The sequence below is a fragment of the Shewanella sp. SM21 genome (genome assembly GCF_025654335.1).
Classification (GTDB): Bacteria; Pseudomonadota; Gammaproteobacteria; order Enterobacterales; family Shewanellaceae; genus Shewanella; species Shewanella oncorhynchi.
This window is the reverse complement of record NZ_JAKKRL010000018.1, coordinates 64,257-85,739: the sequence shown is the minus strand read 5'-3', so window position 1 is coordinate 85,739 and position 21,483 is coordinate 64,257. Positions and strand designations below refer to the sequence as shown.

The 21,483-nt window shown below is 44.6% G+C and carries 18 protein-coding genes, 1 tRNA gene and 1 pseudogene; 10 read left to right on the top strand and 10 right to left on the bottom strand.

The features are described 5' to 3' along the window. Positions 1–95 precede the first annotated feature (95 nt). The 6 genes and pseudogenes from L5L94_RS19765 (at position 96) to L5L94_RS19740 (ending at position 5,011) form a co-directional block, all read left to right on the top strand. Positions 96–1,031 carry a tyrosine-type recombinase/integrase gene (locus tag L5L94_RS19765; RefSeq protein WP_263164713.1) on the top strand — a complete coding sequence of 312 codons (936 nt, stop codon included), beginning with the start codon at positions 96–98 and terminating at the stop codon, positions 1,029–1,031. Beyond that, entirely contained in the window at positions 1,028–3,061 is a 2,034-nt protein-coding gene (locus tag L5L94_RS19760; protein ID WP_263164711.1) for an AAA family ATPase, read from the top strand. The genes L5L94_RS19765 and L5L94_RS19760 overlap by 4 nt, the downstream gene beginning before the upstream one ends. A gap of 12 nt (positions 3,062–3,073) precedes the next feature. Further along, a pseudogene (locus tag L5L94_RS19755) lies at positions 3,074–3,610 on the top strand (hypothetical protein); the annotation flags it as partial. A 69-nt stretch (positions 3,611–3,679) separates the two neighbouring features. Continuing rightward, positions 3,680–4,123, top strand: coding sequence for a JAB domain-containing protein (locus L5L94_RS19750; RefSeq protein ID WP_263164708.1), 444 nt, complete (start codon positions 3,680–3,682; stop codon positions 4,121–4,123). Positions 4,124–4,142: 19 nt separating this feature from the next. Next, positions 4,143–4,547, top strand: coding sequence for a DUF2787 domain-containing protein (locus tag L5L94_RS19745; protein ID WP_263164706.1), 405 nt, complete (start codon positions 4,143–4,145; stop codon positions 4,545–4,547). Between the two features lie 131 nt (positions 4,548–4,678). Then, the gene (locus tag L5L94_RS19740) at positions 4,679–5,011 is read left to right on the top strand and encodes a YegP family protein (protein WP_011847750.1); all 333 of its coding nucleotides are present in this window, start codon (positions 4,679–4,681) and stop codon (positions 5,009–5,011) included. A 129-nt stretch (positions 5,012–5,140) separates the two neighbouring features. On the opposite strand, the gene L5L94_RS19735 is transcribed toward L5L94_RS19740, so the two are convergent. Both L5L94_RS19735 and L5L94_RS19730 read right to left on the bottom strand, forming a co-directional pair. Then, positions 5,141–5,227: transfer RNA gene (locus L5L94_RS19735), tRNA-Leu, on the bottom strand. A gap of 289 nt (positions 5,228–5,516) precedes the next feature. Further along, positions 5,517–7,106 carry a bacteriohemerythrin gene (locus L5L94_RS19730; protein WP_198573513.1) on the bottom strand — a complete coding sequence of 530 codons (1,590 nt, stop codon included), beginning with the start codon at positions 7,104–7,106 and terminating at the stop codon, positions 5,517–5,519. Positions 7,107–7,417: 311 nt separating this feature from the next. Between L5L94_RS19730 and L5L94_RS19725 the strand changes: the two genes are divergently transcribed. Then, on the top strand, positions 7,418–7,549 hold the full coding sequence (locus tag L5L94_RS19725; RefSeq protein ID WP_105251481.1) for a DUF3149 domain-containing protein: 132 nt from the start codon (positions 7,418–7,420) through the stop codon (positions 7,547–7,549). A 141-nt stretch (positions 7,550–7,690) separates the two neighbouring features. Here the strand turns inward: L5L94_RS19725 and L5L94_RS19720 are convergent, their stop codons facing one another. Next, positions 7,691–8,302 carry a superinfection exclusion B family protein gene (locus tag L5L94_RS19720; protein WP_105251480.1) on the bottom strand — a complete coding sequence of 204 codons (612 nt, stop codon included), beginning with the start codon at positions 8,300–8,302 and terminating at the stop codon, positions 7,691–7,693. 168 nt (positions 8,303–8,470) lie between these two features. Here L5L94_RS19720 and L5L94_RS19715 point away from each other — a divergent pair, with 168 nt between their 5' ends. After that, positions 8,471–10,096, top strand: coding sequence for an ATP-binding protein (locus L5L94_RS19715; protein WP_105251479.1), 1,626 nt, complete (start codon positions 8,471–8,473; stop codon positions 10,094–10,096). Positions 10,097–10,182: 86 nt separating this feature from the next. On the opposite strand, the gene tcdA is transcribed toward L5L94_RS19715, so the two are convergent. Beyond that, entirely contained in the window at positions 10,183–10,992 is an 810-nt protein-coding gene (tcdA, locus tag L5L94_RS19710) for a tRNA cyclic N6-threonylcarbamoyladenosine(37) synthase TcdA (RefSeq protein ID WP_263164703.1), read from the bottom strand. 426 nt (positions 10,993–11,418) lie between these two features. Here tcdA and L5L94_RS19705 point away from each other — a divergent pair, with 426 nt between their 5' ends. Together L5L94_RS19705 and L5L94_RS19700 are read left to right on the top strand one after the other, a co-directional pair. Further along, a complete protein-coding gene (locus L5L94_RS19705) occupies positions 11,419–12,483 on the top strand; it encodes a porin (protein WP_263164702.1) in 1,065 nt (354 codons plus the stop codon). 435 nt (positions 12,484–12,918) lie between these two features. Then, positions 12,919–13,977, top strand: a complete 1,059-nt coding sequence (locus L5L94_RS19700) for a porin (RefSeq protein ID WP_105251476.1) — start codon at positions 12,919–12,921, stop codon at positions 13,975–13,977. A gap of 166 nt (positions 13,978–14,143) precedes the next feature. Here L5L94_RS19700 and parC read toward each other — a convergent pair whose 3' ends face one another. The 6 genes from parC to L5L94_RS19670 are packed head-to-tail and all read right to left on the bottom strand — an operon-like array spanning position 14,144 to position 21,478. Beyond that, positions 14,144–16,420, bottom strand: coding sequence for a DNA topoisomerase IV subunit A (gene parC / locus L5L94_RS19695; protein ID WP_198573784.1), 2,277 nt, complete (start codon positions 16,418–16,420; stop codon positions 14,144–14,146). After that, positions 16,413–17,585, bottom strand: coding sequence for a PQQ-dependent sugar dehydrogenase (locus L5L94_RS19690; RefSeq protein ID WP_105251474.1), 1,173 nt, complete (start codon positions 17,583–17,585; stop codon positions 16,413–16,415). The genes parC and L5L94_RS19690 overlap by 8 nt, the downstream gene beginning before the upstream one ends. 52 nt (positions 17,586–17,637) lie before the next feature. Continuing rightward, positions 17,638–19,524 (bottom strand): DNA topoisomerase IV subunit B, encoded by a 1,887-nt coding sequence (gene parE / locus L5L94_RS19685; RefSeq protein ID WP_105251473.1) that lies wholly within the window; start codon positions 19,522–19,524, stop codon positions 17,638–17,640. A gap of 56 nt (positions 19,525–19,580) precedes the next feature. Further along, complete coding sequence (locus L5L94_RS19680; RefSeq protein ID WP_105251472.1) at positions 19,581–20,156, bottom strand: YqiA/YcfP family alpha/beta fold hydrolase; 576 nt, start codon at positions 20,154–20,156, stop codon at positions 19,581–19,583. Positions 20,157–20,182: 26 nt separating this feature from the next. Then, complete coding sequence (gene cpdA / locus L5L94_RS19675; protein WP_263164700.1) at positions 20,183–21,022, bottom strand: 3',5'-cyclic-AMP phosphodiesterase; 840 nt, start codon at positions 21,020–21,022, stop codon at positions 20,183–20,185. Positions 21,023–21,037: 15 nt separating this feature from the next. Beyond that, complete coding sequence (locus L5L94_RS19670) at positions 21,038–21,478, bottom strand: DUF1249 domain-containing protein (RefSeq protein ID WP_105251470.1); 441 nt, start codon at positions 21,476–21,478, stop codon at positions 21,038–21,040. Positions 21,479–21,483 lie beyond the last annotated feature (5 nt).

Genomic DNA, 21,483 nt, shown 5'->3' with positions numbered 1-21,483 from the left:
AAAAGTGATATTATGAACGTGTTTCTAGTATCACTTTTCCCTTCTCGTTCAACCCTCTAAACACAATTCAATTTATACACTTACTGGAGTTCTCTATGACTACAGCGACCCCCTATGCGCTGTATTTGAGCCGCCTGTCCATTAATAGTCAGCGCTCTATCAGCTCACAAATGCGCAGTATTGCGCGACTCATGCAGTGGCAAGAAGACAGTCTCGATGACAAGCTGTGTCAGATTGACTATCAACAAGCACTGCAAATACGCGCAATGATGACTCATGCGCAGTGGTCAGCCCGTTCCATCAACCGCGCCATGATAGCGATTAAGAACATCGTCAAAGTGGCGGCCTTGATGAACAAAGCCGATTTATCGCAAGTCGCAAACTTGCAGACCATTAATCAAGTAAAGCACGGTGAGCATCAAGGTACGCCGTTAAGCACAGAGCAAGTGACCGCGGTATTGGATTACTGCAAAACGCAAAAAGGCACCTTTGCTACCCGTAATCTGGTGATATTCAGTCTGTTCTTGGGTACTGGGTTGCGCCGCAGTGAGTTATCGGCGTTGATGCTGCATGACTATGATGCCAACTTGCATACCCTGACCGTGGCAGCGGGTAAAGGTAATAAGAGTCGCACCTTGTTCTTACCTGAGTGGGTAGAGCAAAATCTGCTGGCATGGCTTAAGTTACGTCAGCGCCAGCAGGGTTATTTAGTGTGTAAGTCAACGCTAACTGGCAAGCTTAAGTTATCTGAGCCAACCACCCCAACGGCTTTGTATCGGTTAGTTAAAGAGACCTTGTATGAGCTAGGAGTGGATAACGTATCACCCCATGATTTACGCCGTACCTTTATTACTCGCTTGCTTGAGCAAAATGTGGATATCAATACCGTGCGCCAAATGGCAGGACACGCCGATATCAGTACTACCACCATTTACGATAAACGTGACCATGCGTTTATGAAGCAAGCCGCTGCGATGCTGGATTACATCCCGCCTGATAAACCCATTAAACGGGGGCGCGGCAGTCGATGATAAACGTCAAACCCATCGCTAAACACGCTAAGCATTGTTATTACCTTGCAACTCAAATCGCCGAAGACTTATTACTGTCAGCCGTCGATTATGGCTTTGAGTATATGCCGTCCTATGCGATTAACTCGTTAGTGGGTATTAAGCTACAACATGGCATTAACCATGATATCGACAGCACCCTAGCGTTGTTTCCGCTAAAAGATAATTACCCTCTAATGGCAGAAACGGTGCAGCACAATGCGCGGTTTCTGTGTGAACTGTTTAAACTTGATGCCGCGATGAAGCCTGTGATGGTGCTCATCATCGTGCTCAATGCCAATGCAGGGCTCAAAGAATTGCTTAACCTGTTAGCTGACCATGATACGGATATCCTCATTCATTGGTTAGAGCAAGAAACAGGACTTAGCAGTGATGATATCCATGAGCAGCTAGAACCTTTAGCCCGTAATCGCTTTATTGAGGGAGCAGCATTACTCCTACCGCATTTGTTGAGAATACCGGAGCCGTTTAGGGTATTGCTGGTGACTGAAAAGCTTACTCGCCGTGAAGCCTTGCTCGCGCCGATTATCAAGCACAGCCCCACAGCACAGTTCAAGCTTAAGCAATTTGAGCATGTGAATGCCGATTTAGTGTATCGCTATCTAAGGGCTGCCATGGCTCAGCGGCTTAAAGGGGTTAACATTTTACTGTATGGGGCAGCGGGTACAGGCAAGACCGAGCTATCTCGCACCTTAGCAAAGGCACTGCGTCGCAGCTTAGTGGAAGTGCAAAGTGTGCAGTTTGAGGATGGTAAAGTGACTGAGGAGTTCTTGAGTAAAGAGCCGACTAGCCAACGCTTAACCTACCTTAATCTACTGCAAAGCTTGCTCGATGGCTCAGATGAAAGCCTGTTATTGGTCGATGAGTGCGAGAGCGTGTTTAAGCATGCTGATGAGCATTATTCCAAAGAAGGCTTAATGCGCTTACTGGAAACCAATCCTGTACCTGCTATTTGGATTACAAACCATGTATCGCTATTGGAGCCAAGCTACATACGCCGCTTTAAGCTAGTGATGGAAATCCCTGTGCCCGATGAAGCCTTTAGCTTTGCCATGAGTAAAACCATGCTCAAATCACTTAAGGTATCGGATGCGTTTCGCTTGGTGTTAGCCAGCAAATCTAATGCTGCTCCGGCATATATTGCGAACGCCGCCCATGTGGCGAGTACCCTAGCCTTAACAGGGGATGAGGCTGAAATCGTGGTATTGGATGTTATCGATGCCACCCTTGAAGCCTGTGGTGAAGAGCCGCCAGCGGCTAAATATCAGGGCCAGCTCAGCTTTGACCCGAGTTGCTTAAACCTTAACGCCATCGACGGGCAAGATACGCAGTCCATTATCAATGATATCGACACCGCGATAGCCAACAGCCTCCCTGTCAGGGTGTTACTCAATGGTCCCCCAGGTACAGGTAAAACAGGTTGGGTACATCACTTAGCTGAAACCCATGGCTTAGATATCATGCACATCAAGTGCTCTGATGTACTGAGTAAGTATGTCGGTGAGAGCGAGCAGAACATTGCTGCGCTGTTTAGAGAAGCGCACAGAACAAAGAAGCTGATGCTCTTTGATGAAGTCGATAGCTTGCTCAGTCAGCGTGAGAGCGCTCAAGCGCAGTATGAAGTGCAGCTCATCAACGAACTGTTGTCACAGCTTGAATGCAACACCATGCCCGTGTTTGCAGCAACTAACGCACTCAGCGCAATCGATGGCGCAGTGATGCGCCGCTTTGACTTTAAACTGACCTGTGACTATCTGACTGAAAGCCAGCGCCAGACCTTGTATAAGCAAGTATTGGGTATCACTAAGTTAACCCAAACCGAAGCTGACCAACTTCATGCACTACAACAATTAACGCCCGGCGACTTCGCTATCGTAGCAAGGCGCATGTTATTTCAACCTAACCACAACCACAGAGCCACCGCTATTACCCTGTTAACCCAAGAAAACAACCGTAAACAAGCCACGCGCCGCATTGGCTTTATCAACTAAACCCAGCAACACAACCCACTAAACCACGAAAAGGAACACCCCATGACAACATTATTGAGTTCGCTCAAGGTTATCGCTCGCCCTGAAATTGCCGTTAAGCCACCTATCATCGGCAAAAGAACCCGCTTGGCTGACAAGCTGAAACAGCAATTGGATATGGCCGAATGCTTTATCCAAGGCAGCGAGTTTGAAGCCTACCGCGAGAAAAGTGTCAAAGACCCTGAGACGGGAGAGCGTAAGAAGGTACGCCGCCGTATCACAGTGCGCCCATGGTACTACAACAGTGAGGGTCACTATTACTTCGAAGTCCGTATCGGGATTAGACCTATCGAACTGGTAAAGGATAAACCTGCCATTGATGTCGGTGATAAAGCCCTGCTACCTGACACCATCAAGCTGATTATCGATGCCGTGGAGAAAGGCGAGCTAGATGAGTTCATCCTCAAGGCATCTAAGTTCCCGACCAAGAAAACTAAGGCTAGCGCTGAGGCCAGCACAGGCGCAAAGAGTGAAGCTAAGAGCGATACCTCAGCCAAAACCACCAAGTAGTGCACACACTATCAGGAGCAGAAGGAAGTCACTTCTCTCCTGAGTCTTTAGCACCAATAGGGATAGACCATGGCGATTATCCGTGAAATCAATGTCAAATATCAGTTCAAAGAAACCCAGTGCGCCTTGGCCGAGCAAGCCATCACACGGCCTGAAGATACCGCGCAGGTATTTGACTACCTTAAGCATGAAACCAAAGAAATGTTTATCGTGGCTAACCTGACAACCCAGCACACCATTAATTGCGTAGAGGTCGTGGCGACAGGTTCCGTGAACGGTATCAGTATGCGACCCGTCGAAGTGTTACGCACGGCAGTTATTCTCAATATGCCCAGCGTTATCCTTGTTCATAACCATCCTTCAGGCGATCCAACACCAAGCACTAGCGATATTCAATTCACCCGTAAAGTCATTGAGTGCGCCAAAGCGCTGGATATCAATGTCCTCGACCATGTGATTATTGGCCTTAACCGCTTTACCAGCCTTCGCGAAACCCACTCCGATTTGTTCTAACACCGACTAAGGACACAAGATGAATACCATCAACAAAGAGTTGGCCTTGCCTGTCTCTGACAGACTGCTATTGGCATTAACCCCGTTTATCAGTAACCAAGCCGACAATGCCGTGACGATTAACTTTCGTGATCCAGATTACAGCCCACAACGGGGTGGCTTTCATCCTGTGGAGATAAGGCTAGAGAAACACGCCGAGCACTGGCAGTTATGCTATATCACCGACTTTTGCTATGTCGGCCAAATGGGACAATGGGAGTTGGTTAAAGAACTGGACTTTGACTTTAGCTGCGGCGTATTTCAAAGCATTAGTGGCCTACTAGTCATTGAAGCAGCAGTAGCGTTTTACCCGATATGGGAGCAAAACTTCCTATGCTATTGGCAGGAGTTAGACGTTTTTAATGTCAGTGTGTCGGCAGATTAACCCTCAAAACACTCAAAACCGCCGCAAATGTCACCTATTAAACACGCTAAAGTCGACTACACTGATGCTCAAGCAGGAAATGTCTTCCTTGCTTGCGCTATGGACTGTCTTAAAGAATAAGGAGTAAACCCATGTCAGGATGGTATGAATTAAGTAAAAGCAGTAATGAGCAATTTAAGTTTGTATTAAAGGCGGGAAATGGAGAGGTCATTCTCACCAGCGAGCTTTACACAGGTAAGAGTGGTGCGTTGAACGGTATTGAATCCGTGCAAACCAACTCCCCTATCGAAGCCCGATACGCCAAAGAAGTAGCTAAAAACGAGAAGCCGTATTTCAACCTCAAAGCAGCCAACCATCAAATCATAGGCACCAGCCAAATGTATTCGAGCACTGCTGCAAGAGATAACGGGATTAAGTCGGTGATGGAAAATGGTAAAACAACCACCATTAAAGATTTGACCTAGGCAAGCATGCCCAGTGTGGTGCTTTGCTGGAAGGTGAATGATGAACTCTAGCAAAGTAGCGAGTTGGTAAGTATCTAACATGACTGAATTTTAGATACAAAAAAACCGACGCTAAGGTCGGCTTTGAAGTGGTACCAGTGGCCAGACTCGAACTGGCACGCTTTTAAGGGCGCGGGATTTTGAATCCCGTGTGTCTACCGATTTCACCACACTGGCATAATCTTCAATCTATAAAACTTTGCAAATCTTTGCAAGTGAACTTTTTAAAAATAACTATTTATATCATCAGCTTAGTGACACTAAACCGTAGACACTGTGACTTTTGAATCCCCTGTGTCTACCGATTTCACCACACTGGCATATCAAATATGCACTTAGAAACAATCAAAACAACTGGCTGTCTCTAAGTGCTGGGAATTATACCTTTGCTTATGACAATGGCAAGTCTTTTGCCGCGACTTTAATACAAATTGCATTTAACCGCTCAAAAATCATGCTCTTGGGGTTATTCTGCGCCATGGGATAATAAAAAAGCGGTATATTCTTTATCACTTTTTTGAATATGGTTTACCAACCAAGCTTTCAAGAAAGCCATTAATTCGTCGGCAACATCTTCACCTCTAACAACTCGCTTTTGAAAATCAAGTACTTGCCCTACTAACTTGCCGTGTTTTTCCTTGTGGCTGTCAGTTTGAGGGTAACCAAAACGCGCAAAGAGTTCCTCTTCATAGGCAAAGTGATTGGCCGTGTAATCTACTAACCCTTGCACGATACGTTTGATGGCTTCGAGTCCATACTCTTCATTTAATGTGCGGTGTAATTCATTGATCAATGAGACTAAGCGCTGATGTTGACGATTGATCTCTGGCATTCCTATGTCTAACTCAGGCCCCCATTTCACAAAGAGTTTATTTTGCGCCTGACTCGAATTAAAAAATGCCGCATTCACATGGAATCGATGCAGCAAGGAGCCAATTTCCTGCGACATGTTATACACTTTCAAACTCGATAAGTTAGTGTTGTTGGTGTGGGAGGCATTACTCAGGGCTAGCTCAGCCATCACACTGATATTTTTATTAATTTCCTCTGCTACTGTATGTTGCTGTCCCGATGCCGTGGCGATTTGGTGGGACATATCGGTAATGGTCTCCACCTGAGCGACAATCTGCCCGAGTGCACTGTGAGCTTGATCAACCATATCAGCCGTTTCGTCGGCAATCGCCACGTTTTTCAACATGACTTCAACACCATGTTGTGCGCCTTTTTGTAATGCGGCGATTTGCTGCTGGATCTCAACCGTGGCTTCGGATGTTCGTTTAGCGAGATTACGCACTTCATCGGCGACTACAGCAAAACCGCGACCATGTTCACCCGCTCTCGCACTTTCAATGGCAGCATTTAAAGCGAGTAAATTGGTCTGTTCGGCCACCTGCGAAATCGTTTCGATAATACTACTGATATTGTTGCTGTCGGCGGCCAAGTGCTCGATCACGGTTCGAGTATCATGGATCTGTTGCGACATAGCGCCAATTTTAGTGACTATGCCATTCATGATTTGATCACCGCGCTTAGCAGAACTTTGGGCAATATCAGCTGCCTGCGCAGCACTCACCGCATTTTGCGATACAGCTTGTACGCTTGAAACCATCTGCGTCATCGCACTGGCTGCCAGTTCAGTTTGATGCTCTTGCTCTAACACGCCTTGCTTTGCCTGTTCACTGATAACCTTGATATCCGAGGCGACTTTTTTCATCCCTTCACAGGTATCAGATAAAGACAAAATCGTACGGCTGACATCCTCACCCATGCGATTAATGTTATGTACTACCTTAATGAACACACCCGCATCTTTCTCTTCCAATTGATAACTCAAATCTCCCTCGCCTAAGTGGTGTGCTGCACGCTCAAGTTGTCTCAAATTACGGATTAATTTATTGATGTTGAACACTAAAATGGCGGCGAGCGCGCTTAAACACAAAATGGCAACAAAGTGCCCTGTGATCACCAAACAATAGAGGGGATAAATCAGCAACAATAGTGGCGCAAAGATAGAATTATATCCCATTGAATCCTTGTGACTTTTTTTAGAATCCATTTTTTACTCCTTTAAAAAACTGATATCGCGCCTTCATATAAAAACAAGAACGAATAAATGGAATAGCGCGTTAACTGAATATCGATCGAGTTGAATAGGTTAATCCTAGACGCTAACGGAAGAAGAAACAAAGCTAAATTATTTGAACTCGTCGCTGTTAAGCATACTCTTAAATTTGACCAAGATCACAGAGTTAACTAAGGGTTATGACTTTGTATTCCTATGTCGATTTTTTATTGATCGAGATCAGTATTTTAGCTATCGAATACCGCTAATTTAGCGAGGACTTCACAGGAAAGAGGATTTCAGTCATGGCATTTTGGTTAGATCTGATGTTTGGTAACCCCATAGGCTTACTTTCAATGATCGTTATCTTTAGCACAATAGGGATAGTGTCTTATATCACTTGGATGTTCATTGTGAAGTCGGCACCGAAACCATAGTTTTTGCTCCAGTTGTTCTTCATATTTCTTGTATAAATGCAAAATCTAGGGGGTCTTATCACCCCCATTTTTTGTTGTCTCGTATGTTAAAAATGCTAACTAAAACATCGCTAGCACTCATCCGAGTGAGGTAGAACACGCCTATGCTGCGTGTTTTCTGTTTTGTACTAATCCATTCAAAAATTGCGGACGCGCCTTAATCAACGACTGCATTTCTTCTTGGCTCGGCTCACCTGCTGGCAAACGCAGCACATCACGGTTAAGGTACATACGCGCTTTCATGGCAATCTTATAGTCGGCGGTCGGTCCCTGAATCGCATAATGGCGCTCGTTACCGAGCTTTTCTAAGATGCAGGCATTCACTAAACTTTTTACAGCGGGTTCATTTTGCGGCAGAGTCAAAATCGTGGCGCCTTGAAGAAAGAATTCCCTCACTAAAGCTCGCTCAGCGGGATCAAGTAGATTCACTTTAGCTTCAATCGTCTCAATAACGCGCTTATCACTTAAATGACGGATAGACTCATCTAAGCCTAAGTTAATTAATTGACTCAAAAAGTAAGCGATAGAAACGATTAGACCTAATCCAACAAACTGTGCATGTTCTGGCACAAATTTATCGAGCGCCAGCACTGCCAGCACATTAGGAGGAATAAGAAGTAAGACAGAACAACTCACCATAAGCCACAGCATGACTCTAAACATCATTTTCTTCGGGCTAAAAAACTTAACTGAATCCAGCTTGAGTTTAAACATAGTGCTATCCCAGTGACAAAAAATTGAACTTATCGGCTAATAAGCAAATTTAATGCCACAAATTAAGACATATTTCGTTGATTTTATCTGCGAGAAAATGCACTTTCTGGATCTGTAGGTCTATGCTTATAAGCATCTCAAGCCGCTATTGCATAAAGAAAATTTAAGATGCTGACATTCTTTAGCCAACTTATCAAAAGCCCCATAGGCAGGCACCTTACCCTGTCTATTGTACTTTTTAGTTCTGTTATCACCTTAATCACCACTGCGTATCAGTTGATCAGTGATTATCGCAATGATGTAGTGCGTATCGATAGAGTATTTTCCAACATGGAAAAGGTGAACTTAGATGTGCTCGCCGCCAGTATTTGGGTTATTGACGAGCGGCTCATTAACACTCAGCTCAATGGGCTAATTCAGCTGCCCGATATTAACTATATTTCGATTAAAGATGACAGCGGCCAAGCATGGAATGCAGGCGAGCAAAAACAAGAACACTCCTTAGATAAAACCTTTCCCTTAGTCTATAAATCACCAACTGAAAACATCAATGTCGGCACACTCGAAATACAAGTCGATGTCGATGCTATCTATCAACGCTTGTATGATAAGGCCATTATCATTCTGCTTTCTAATGGCATTAAAACCTTCTTAGTGGCTGGGTTTATTCTATTTTTAGTGTGGTTCAACATTACTAAACACTTAGATAAACTCAGCCAATACTGCAAAAATATCGACATAGACCATGAATACGAGCCACTACAATTTGATCGTCATGAAAAAATTGATGAATTCAAACAAGTCGCCGATTCCATCAATAGCATGCAAGTACAACTTAGAAGCTCATTTAGCGCCTTAAAGAATTCTAAGACGGAACTGCAAATAGCCTTAGAAGATAGAGAGCGGCTACTCAAGCTCGAACGTAGCTATAAAGAAGAGCTCGCAAGGCAAGTAAAAGAAAGAACACTAGAGTTAGAACAATCCCTTAGCGCACTAAAACGAGCACAACAGGTTTTAGTTGAGCAAGAAAAAATGGCGGCCTTGGGTGGACTCGTGTCAGGGGTTGCCCATGAGATAAACACCCCAATTGGCATTTGTTTGACGGCGGCGAGTGCGCAGCTCAGCCATATTGAAGAACTGATCGACCTGATCCACAGCGATCAAGCCACACTAGATGAGATAAATGAAATACTTAATGAGTACCAAGAAAGCTGTGAACTCATTGTCCGTAATATCACTAAAGCCAGTAGTTTAATTCAAAAATTTAAAACGATCGCCATCGACCGCAGTCATGAAGAACACCAATGCTGTAATCTAAACCAGCAGCTACATGAAATCCTAGAGTCGACATTAATTATGCATCCCAATGTTAACGCCTCAACGGAGATCAACGTGGAGCCTACACTCAATATCAAAACCAATATCAGTTTGTTAAATCAAATTGTTAGTAATATTCTCTCGAACGCCTTTACCCATGCATTCCAAGGACATGAAGACAATCTTATCCACATTAGTGCGACTTTGGATGAAGAATCAATTCAAATCAGCATTCAAAATAATGGCTTAGCCATTCCAGCAGATGTTGCTGAGCACATGTTCGAACCCTTCTTTACTACAAATCGTAATAAAGGTGGTACTGGCTTAGGATTATCAGCGGCCTTTAATGCCGCAACACTGTTGAAAGGCACTATGAGTTATCGCGCAGACTCAAAACTAGGCGGCCCACAATTTGATATTAAATTTCCATACACTCAATGTGAACCAGTCAATAATCAACAAGATTTTTATATCTAGGTATAACCTAATGAAATTACATAATATTGAAGGGGCATCACCGCCCTTGAAAGCGGTGATATCTTGACTGAATCTAGGTTAAGAGTTTAAACCGCCTCTTGAGCCTGCTGTGCCAATCGCGCTAATACGCGACTTGCCGCCACAAAACCAAATGTCCCAGTGACCATAGTCACAGCCCCAAAACCAGAAGCACAATCCATCCTCATGCTGCCATCAGCCGCCGCTTTAGTACCGCAAACTGAGCCATCGGCTTGGGGATACACTAACTGCTCACTGGAAAAAACAGCATCGATAGCAAACCGGCGTTGCAGGTTTTTAGAGAAGTTATACTCGCGGCGCAAAATATTACGCACTTTGGCTAGCAAAGGATCTTGGTAGGTTTTAGCGAGATCAGTTAACTGAATTTGCGTCGGATCTGTCTGCCCGCCCGCACCGCCCACTGTCACTATCTTAATTTTTTGACGTTTACACCAAGCAATTAACGCAGCCTTCTGCTTAACGGCATCAATACAATCAATAACATAATCAATATTGCCACCCTCTTTAGCTCCAAGCAAATACTCGCCTAGATTATCCAATGTAATAAAATCTTCAATTTCATTCACTTGACAATCAGGATTAATTTCACGGATCCGTTGTGCCATCACAGCAACTTTAGAACCGCCGATGGTGGAGCTAAGAGCATGTATTTGACGGTTAGTGTTAGTGACACAGATATCGTCTAAATCCATCAAGCTTATCTGTCCGATGCCGCTTCGCGCTAAGGCCTCTGCCGCCCAAGTACCTACGCCACCAATACCAATCACCACCACGTGGGATGTGGCAAATTTAGCCAACGCCTTTTGTCCATACAAACGGCCAATTCCGCCAAATCGATTTAGATAGGCCTCAGTCATAAATACTTACCTTATATTACCCAATAACAGCAGGAGCGCTTGCCCTAGCATCGAATGGATGCCAACAGGGGCAGCTTAATAGCAACACCAGAAATGTGCCGTGGATTCTAAACGATATCGACATAAACCGAAATCAGATCCTCAGCCACCAAACACTAGATGCAAAGGGATACGAATACTAAATGAGTGTAATAAAAGCAAAGGCCCATCATTTACCACCGAGTCATTTGGTAATCGACTTAATAAAAACATGTATTTCACTTGTAAAACAATATGTTGAATAAGCCATCCTTTATATGAAACTTGATCAAGATCACACTTTATCATTTCAAGTCTGTGCAGACTTTGCCGCATAAAAGCTCAACAGCATGCATAGATACTGAAGTTATCAATGCATATAACAGCGATAAGCACAGGAAAATGAAGATGAAAAAGAATCTACTGACGACGGCTATTATTTCTAGCCTCACACTCTATTCATTCACAGCACTCGCCGATGGCCCTGAATTCTATGGTCATGCTGATCTTGCCATTACCAATTCAGACACAGGTTATGCAACTCAAAACCAAAAGGAGGGCACTGTTCTTGAAAACAACTTCTCTTGGTTAGGCGTAAAAGGTTCTGAAGCTGTAAGCCCTTACTTTGACATCATTTATCAAATGGAATTTGGTGTCGAAAACTTTGACAACTCAAATAAAACCTTCAATGCCCGTAATACATTCCTAGGGATCAGAAGTGCCGCAGGTACGGCCTTAGTAGGCCGTAACGATACCGTATTTAAATCAGCTGAAGGTAGCTTCGATCTTTTCGGTAATACCAATGCTGATATCGACTTACTGGTTGCAGGCCAAACACGCTCAGCCGATGGCATTTCTTACTATTCACCTAAAATTGCCGATCTCGTGACGCTTAATGCCACTTATCTGATGAGTGATAACTATGACCAAGTGGATAGCAATGGCAACGACGTGTATAGCAAAGATCAAATGTATGCTCTGAGCGCCACCTTAGGGGATAAAGCCTTTAAAGCACAAAACTACTATGTCGCTGCCGCCTATAGTGATGGTATTGATAACGTCGAAGCCTACCGTGGTGTGGCCCAAGCTAAATTCGGTGACGTAATCTTAGGTGCCTTATATCAACACAGTGAGCATGTGGATGATAAGTTTGCCAATCTCTCAGGCGATACCTATTTTGTCAACGCAGCCTACTTAATTGGCGACTTAAAACTAAAGATGATGTACGGCAAAGATGACTCAGGTCTAGGCAAGTACGTGAGCCGTTATGTTGGTGACCAAGACAACAGTGGCCTAGAACTGGTCCGTGATGTTGACCTGCAACAGTTCAGTGTGGGGGCTGATTACCGCCTGAGCACTAAGACTATGGTCTATGGTCACTACACGCGCTTCGATGGTGATCTTATGTTGGCCGATGTGAAGCAAGACCTGAATGACAACATCTTTACTGTCGGTTTACGCGTTGATTTTTAAATAGATTAATCAACTAACCCCAAGGTTATTTATTGATAAAAAAGCGGCTTCGGCCGCTTTTTCTGCTTAGATATCGCCCCCAAACACAAATCTATAACCAATATGACAGACTTGCTACAGCATTAGTATATGCTACAGTTACCCTCGCCGACGCACTATCTAAGGCAATCCGCCTTACCTACCACTTAAGTAGTAAGTGAAAAATAGAGTTTTACCCCTTTCAGGTAAATTTGCAGTCAAGATATAAGGAAAGATCCCAGAAATGGCCCGAATATAGGCAAGGAGAGCCAAAAACATGATCTGCGCCACAGCCTGCGAGTCGTAAAACTGTAAAAATCGGCGGCAACTTTGTTACCGACTCAGGTAGCAAATGCGTTAAACCACACAAAAACCATGAAAAATGGATAAGAACTTAGGTTCGAGGGAGCACAAAACATGAAAAAGACATTCATCTCTGCATCAGTTGCATCAGTATTGGCATTGGCTTCATTCGGTGCGCTAGCCGAAGGCCCAAGCTTCTATGGTCGTTTAGAGCTTGCTCTAACCCATACTGACACAGGTGCCACTCTACAATCAGGTACTAACGGCTTAGAAGCAAACTATGCCGATGAGAATAACGCAGGTACTTATTTAGAAAACAACTTCTCTCTATTAGGTGTTAAAGGTTCAGAAAAAATCGCTGATGGCTTTGACGTTATCTACCAAATGGAATTCCAAGTTGAAAACACTTCTGGTGCAGGTGATGTTTTCAAAGCACGTAACACTTTCTTAGGTTTAAAAACTAACGCTGGTACTGTGTTAGTGGGTCGTAATGACTCAGTATTCAAACAAGCCGAAGGTGCTGTGGATATTTTCGGTAACACTAACGCCGATATCGACCGTTTAGTCAGTGCCCAAACTCGTACTGCCGATGGTGCTTGGTACTATTCACCAAAAATTGCAGGCTTAGTGACATTAAACGCTAACTATCAATTTGATGATAACGACACTACAGCTAAGACTTCTGAAAGCCTATATGCATTAAGCGCAACTCTAGGTGACAGCAAGTTTAAAGAACAAAACTACTATGCTGCAGTAGCCTATAACAAAGGCATTGCTGGTGTTGATGCATACCGTTTAGTTGGCCAAGCAAAATTCGGCCAATTCAAAGTTGGTGGTTTATTCCAAAACTCTGAAGATGTTGTGAACAATGACATCGAAGGTAACACTTACTTTGTTAACGTTTCTTATGATCTGAACGGTGTAAACCTGAAGGCTGAATACGGCATTGATGAAGCTGGTTTAGGTGGCGCTTACACTAAACTGGGCGGCGTAAAAGGTGCTGATGACATCAATTTCCAAAACTTCAACATTGGTGCTGATTATCGCTTAGCGAAATCAACTATGATCTATGGTCAATACGCTATGTACCGTGGTGATTTTACTGTTGCTAATGCTAAAACAGATCTACAAGATGACAACGTATTCTCTGTAGGCGTACGTTACGACTTCTAATCTCTTACCTAAGAGATAATAAAAACCTACTGTAGTAATACAGTAGGTTTTTTTATGTCTCAAATCTAATCCAAAAGCACCAAAAATAAAAAACCACCTAAGCCAAACTAAGGTGGTTTTAGTTAACCCATTTAATTCTTTACAGCATTGAAACCATGACAAAGCATTAGATGCTCGCTAAAGCATCACCGCCGTCACCTAATTCAACGCTATCGACACGTTGTAATCCTCTAGGCAATTTTGCACCACGACGACCACGTTCACCTCGATAATGTTCAAGATCGCTTGGCTTCAGTGTGAGCTTGCGCTTACCTGCCCACAGGGTAACCGGCGTATCACTTGGCACTAATTGTAAATGTGTCATAAGTTCATCGCGATTCTTGGCTCTTTCGGTTGGTATGCCAATAATTTTATTACCTTTACCCTTGGATAATTGCGGTAACGCTTCTAGCGAAAACAGTAACATCCGCCCTTCGTTTGTGATCGCTAGCAGTGACATTTCTTTAGTGCGGTCGATCAACTTAGGCGTTAATGATTTAGCGTTTGTTGGTAGACTCAGCAAGGCTTTACCTGCCTTATTGCGCGACACCATATCGTTGTATGAACAAATAAAACCGTAACCTGCATCCGTAGCTAACAAGTAACATTGGTCTTCTTCACCCATCAACACATGCTGCATGGTTTCGCCAGGTGCCATATTGAAGCGAGTCGTAATAGGCTCACCTTGGCTACGGGCCGATGGCAGAGTATGGCTATCCGTCGCAAAAGCCCGCCCAGACGAATCAATAAACACTGCGGCCTGATTGCTACGTCCCATCGCGCTACATAGATATTGGTCGCCAGACTTATAGGAGAGCGACAAAGGATCGATATCGTGACCCTTAGCACAACGCACCCAACCTTTTTCAGATAAGACAACAGTCACGGCTTCTGTCGGCGTTAACTCTTGTTCAGTTAATGCTTTAGACTCATTACGCAATACGATTGGCGAGCGACGATTATCGCCATAGGTTTCCGCATCTTGAATTAATTCTTTCTTGATCAACGTCTTCAAGCGACGCTCTGAGCCCAATAACTGCTCCAGTTTTTCGCGTTCGGCTTCAAGCTCATTTTGTTCGGCCGTGATCTTAAATTCTTCTAACTTAGCTAAATGCCGTAACTTTAACTCGAGGATCGATTCAGCTTGTTTATCACTGAGTGAAAAACGGGCCATCAACTCAGCTTTAGGATCATCGTGAAAACGAATAATCTCGATCACTTCATCAATGTTGAGGAAAGCGATCATTAGGGCTTCGAGTATATGTAACCGCGATACCACCTTGTCTAAACGATATTCTAAACGACGTTTAACCGTATCAACGCGGAACTCTAACCACTCAGTTAATAAAGTTTTCAACCCTTTAACTCGCGGACGTCCATCGAGACCCAGCACGTTTAAGTTAACTCTAAAGCTCTTTTCTAAATCCGTGGTGGCAAACAAATGCGCCATCAGTTGATCGCAATCGACGCGATTGGAGCGCGGCACCACCACAAGACGCACTGGGTTTTCATGATCCGACTCATCGCGTAAATCGGCCACCATAGGCAATTTCTTCGCCTGCATTTGACCGGCGATTTGCTCTAAGATTTTACCGCTACTGGCTTGATGTGGCAGCGCAGTGATGATGATTTCACCGCCATCAACTGTGTAAACTGCACGTGCTCTTAATGACCCACGGCCCGACTCATAAATTTTTGCAATATCGGCAGACGGGGTAATAATCTCGGCTTCAGTTGGATAATCAGGGCCTGGTACAAAGGCCATCAATTGCTCGAGTTCAAGCTTAGGATCATCGAGCAATGCTACGCAGGCGGAGACCAATTCTCTCACGTTATGCGGCGGAATATCCGTCGCCATACCTACGGCAATACCAGTAATACCATTGAGTAAGATATGCGGTAAACGTGCAGGCAGTACTTTAGGTTCCTTCAAAGTGCCATCGAAGTTAGCACCCCATTCAACCGTACCTTGTCCCAGTTCACTGAGTAACACTTCAGAGAATTTAGAGAGACGTGCTTCGGTATAACGCATAGCCGCAAATGACTTAGGATCATCGGGGGCACCCCAGTTACCTTGGCCATCAACTAACGGGTAGCGATATGAAAATGGCTGCGCCATCAATACCATAGCCTCATAACAGGCACTATCGCCGTGAGGATGGTATTTACCTAATACGTCACCAACCGTACGAGCCGACTTTTTATGCTTAGATTGAGCCGACAAACCTAACTCACTCATCGCATAGATAATTCGACGCTGTACCGGTTTAAGTCCATCCCCAATGTGTGGCAGGGCTCGGTCCATAATGACGTACATGGAATAGTTCAGATAAGCCTCTTCGGTAAAGCGCCGCAATGGCATTTGCTCTACCCCATCGAGACTTAACTTGATAGCGTCACTCATTTTCTTCTAGTTCCTGTGTTTCTTCAGTACTATCGCCCTTATAAAACAAGCGATACACGTTACCTTTTAAATCATCGGAGATGTACATAGCACCATCGGATGCCGATAACAGCGCAAAGGGTCGAGCAACGGGAAATTCACCGTCAAGGAAACTAACAACCGTTTCACGACTCACCACTTTTTGATCTTCAATCTTAAGCATAACTACTTGATAGCCAACTTTACTCGAACGATTCCACGAGCCATTTTCGGCGACAAACAACTGATTATGGTAAATATCGGGAAATTGACTGCCGCGATAAAATGCAAGTCCCGTGGGTGCAACATGGGCTGGCAACTCATACATTGGCAGAGTGATTTTTAAGTTTTTCGGTTTTTCATAGGCAGGTTCGACAACACTACTGGCATGCAAATAAGGAAAGCCATAATGACTCCCTATCACATCGATGCGGTTAATCTCATCGGGTGGCAAGTTGTCCCCCATCCAATCACGTCCTTGATCGGCAAACCATAATTTTTTGTCTATTGGCGACCAATCAAATCCACTTGCATCACGCACACCAGCCGCAATCTGCTCACTCGCGCCAGTATCAACATTGATCGCTATGATACTACTGTAAGGCACTGGCGCTTCACAGACGTTACAGGGCGCACCAATAGACACATATAAACGGCCATCTGGGCCAAAATTAATTGCCCGAGAACTTTTCTTCTCTGAGTAAGGTAAGTCACTGTAAATCTCTTTGGGTCGACTCGGGCGGCGCAATCTTTGCTCAATATCAACAAAGCGCACTATTTGATTTTCAGTGGCGACAAACAAATCACCATTGTGGAATGCAATCGCATCGGGTGATTCAAGCCCTTTGGCTATCACATAGCGCTTATCGACACGACCATCTTGATTACTATCAACGAGAGCATGGATAGTGCCGCTCTTATTGGAACCGACAAATAAAGTGCCATTAGCCCCCATCGCCATCTGCTTAGCATCGCCAATATCCGAGGCATAAAGCGATAAACCAAACCCCTTAGCGACGGTAATCATGATCGATTGGGAACCCGCAAAGGCGCTATTGCAGAGCAATAACGTCACACTCGCTAAGAGCGTAAAACCGGCAGAAAACACCTTTAAGCAATTATAATTATTAGTTTTAATATACAACATTGTAATTTTCTTTATGCCTATGTTTTATTGTTATCGGCAATAGTGCACAACATTAAAGTAAAGCCATGTCACCCTTATCTTCAAGCCAGTTTTTACGGTCCGGCGAACGCTTCTTAGCGAGCAACATATCCATCAAAGCATCCGTTTCTTCGATGTCATCTATCGTCAACTGTACTAAACGACGGGTGTTTGGATCCATCGTTGTTTCACGAAGTTGTAAAGGATTCATCTCACCCAAGCCCTTAAAGCGGGTGACTTGTACCTTACCCTTTTTATTCTCAGCGGCAATACGGTCTAAAATACCCGCTCTTTCTGCCTCATCTAAGGCGTAATACACCTCTTTGCCGATATCAATACGGAACAACGGCGGCATAGCAATATACACATGACCCTGCTCAACTAAGATACGGTAATGCTTCAAAAATAGCGCGCATAACAAGGTAGCAATGTGCAGTCCGTCTGAGTCGGCATCCGCAAGGATACAAATCTTGCCATAACGTAATTCAGAGATATCACTGCTATCGGGATCGCAACCAATCGCGACCGAAATATCATGGACTTCCTGTGAAGCTAATACCTGCGAAGCATCGACTTCCCAGGTATTCAAGATTTTGCCACGCAGCGGCATGATGGCTTGAAACTCACGATCGCGGGCCTGTTTAGCACTACCACCCGCAGAATCCCCTTCCACGAGGAATAACTCTCCGCGCATCGGATCTTGGCCACTACAGTCTGTCAGCTTACCCGGCAGTGCAGGTCCCGAAGTCACCTTTTTGCGGGCCACTTTTTTGGCGGCCTTTAAGCGGCTCTGGGCATTATTAATGCACATTTCGGCTAAGGATTCAGCTAACTCGGTATTTGAGTTCAACCAGAGTGAGAATGCGTCACGCACAACACCAGACACAAAAGCAGCACATTGGCGACTAGAAAGCTTTTCTTTTGTTTGACCAGCGAATTGCGGTTCTTGCATCTTCACCGACAATATAAACGCGGCGCGATCCCAAATGTCTTCAGGTGAAAGTTTAATGCCACGGGGAATTAAATTTCTGAACTCACAAAATTCGCGCATCGATTCCAATAAACCTTGGCGGAAACCATTCACATGGGTACCACCCAGTGGAGTCGGAATTAAGTTAACATAACTCTCACCAATAGATTCGCCGCCTTCAGGCAACCAAGTAATGGCCCAATCTGCAGCTTCTAGTTGACCTTTAAAGCAACCCACAAACGGCTCTTCTGGCAATCTTAAATTGTCACCGATAGCCGCCTTTAAATAATCAGTTAGGCCGCTTTCATAGAACCATTCATGGACTTCGTTTGTCTGTTTATTGGTGAATTTGATCCGTAAACCTGGGCACAGTACCGCTTTAGCACGAAGCAGATAAATCAGTTTTGAATTTGAGAAGTTAGCCGAATCAAAATAGCTCGCATCGGGCCAAAAATGCACTCGAGTCCCCGTATTACGACGACCACAGGTCCCTGTTGGGCGTAAATCTTCAACCTTAAATCCATTTTCAAAAGCGATGTCATACACTTGGCCATCACGGCGAACCGTGACTTCGACACGGCGCGACAAAGCGTTAACCACCGAGATACCAACACCGTGTAAACCACCGGAGAACTGGTAGTTTTTATTCGAAAATTTACCGCCAGCATGCAATTTGGTCAGAATTAACTCAACCCCAGGAATGCCTTCTTCTGGGTGGATATCCACTGGCATACCACGGCCATCATCAGTGACTTCGAGGGAGTTATCTGTATGTAGAACAACTTCAATTTTTGTCGCGTGACCTGCCAATGCCTCATCGACACTGTTATCTATGACCTCTTGGCCCAAATGGTTCGGTCTGGAGGTGTCGGTATACATACCTGGACGGCGTTTAACAGGATCGAGTCCGTTGAGAACTTCAATGGCGTCAGAGGTGTATTGATTTGTCATAGGGCACGCTATAGGTTGTTATATCCGGCCATGTTGCGGCTCGGCATGTCAGTTTGTCAAGGTAAGTGTAAAAATTGGCTTACAGTTTGCAGATGCGACTCATAACCAACAAAGCTGTGATCACCACCCGCTTCAACTCGCAATTGACAGTGATGATACTTATTGACCGCTTCGCGATAATCCAGCACATCATCACCTGTCTGCAATAATACCAAAAAACGATCCGGATTGCGGATCACAGCCGTATTAAATTCAGCGACTTCAGACTTATGCTCAGGTAAGACAAGATAATGCTGTTCAGTGTAAGGATTGAATTGCGGCCCCATAAACTCATCGAACAACTCAAAGGGTTTTACCGCAGGATTAACTAACACCGCTTTGCCACCATAGGTTTCGGCTAAATAGCTGGCGAAATACCCACCTAAAGATGAGCCTATATAAGCTAATGGCTCTTTGGCGTCAATCGCCGCCTCAACATAAGCGGTTAAGAGCACCATCGCAGCCTTAGGCGTATTAGGCAGTTGGGGCTGATGGAAGGCCACACTAGGATGATGCCGCGCCATGTACTTAGCCGTCATCACAGCTTTATCTGAAAATGGAGAGCTATTAAAACCGTGAATATAAAGCAGCATATTTCCTCAGGCTGCGGCTATTCGCGTTAATAACCGCTAGAGTTGTTGTCGGGGGAAAAATGGTTACCCGGTACGCGATACACTTTAGTGTTGATGCTACCATCGGCTTTCAACTCCAGCAAACGATAACCCGGTTGAACGCCATCTAAGGCAAAATAAGGCGATAACGGCTTAAATTGAATACAAGTGGAAGGTGTCGCCATCAACTGCAACGTGCCATGGGGCCCATTATGATGGGTATCAATACATTGGTGCACATGTCCCCAGAGCAATCCTTTGACCTGCGGATACTTTGCCACTCGCACGATAAACTCGGCGCCATTGTCCATGCAGTGCTGATCCAACCAAGTACAATTCACAACGATGGGATTGTGATGCATCACCAGTAAAGTATGGCATTCAGGATGCGCGGCAATGGCTTCATCAATTAATTCGAACTGAGTCTCGGCCATATTGCCGCCAGGCTTTCCCCGCACGGTTGAATCCAACATGAGGATTTGCCAGTTTCCCGCCAGAATACGCTGCTGCCCAAAAATCTGTTCACCCTGCATGTGCAGATACATGATCCGTGGATCGTCATGATTTCCAGGAAGATAATGGCAAGGTAAGCCAACGGGGGTGACAGCTTTCACAAATTGCTGATAGGACTCAGCCGAATAGTCTTGACTCAAATCGCCTGTGGCGAGCATCAAGTGAGCAGGATAGTCCACAGCTCTAATCGTATTTAATACGGCAGCAAAACTTTTGCTAGTATTAACTCCTAATAGCTGAGCTTCAGGATCGGCAAAAAGATGCGGATCTGTGACTTGCACGATACGCACGCTTTCCCCTTCAGCTATGGAGTAAGAGACAGCCTCTTTCAGCACATTGAATACCCAATTCTAAGACTGGCACACGACACTGTGTTGGTAACCAATCTTTAATAACTCTTCCAGGAATGCATTCACCTGGTACTTTTCATCACTTTGATACATGCGTACATTGGGATAATCATACACTGGGCGTAATTGGTAAATCTGTTGACCAGTTAACACTTCTGCTAATTTAGCATCGTGATAAATTCTCACTAACACCTTGGGAGTATTGATAAACTCCTTGATTTCGATGGGACGAGATATCTCAACTAGCTGAGTATATTTGGTATTTTCTAAAATTCGCACTACTAATATACCAAACTCACCTTCGAGTCGCCATGACTCACCGATAGCTATCTCTAACGGTAACCATTTCAACATGTAACCATAATTACGCCCGCACAGTGCTAAAAAATCACTGACGTTGGGTTTATAGCGCCGTTTTAGACTCGAAGTAGCCAAATTCATCCCAA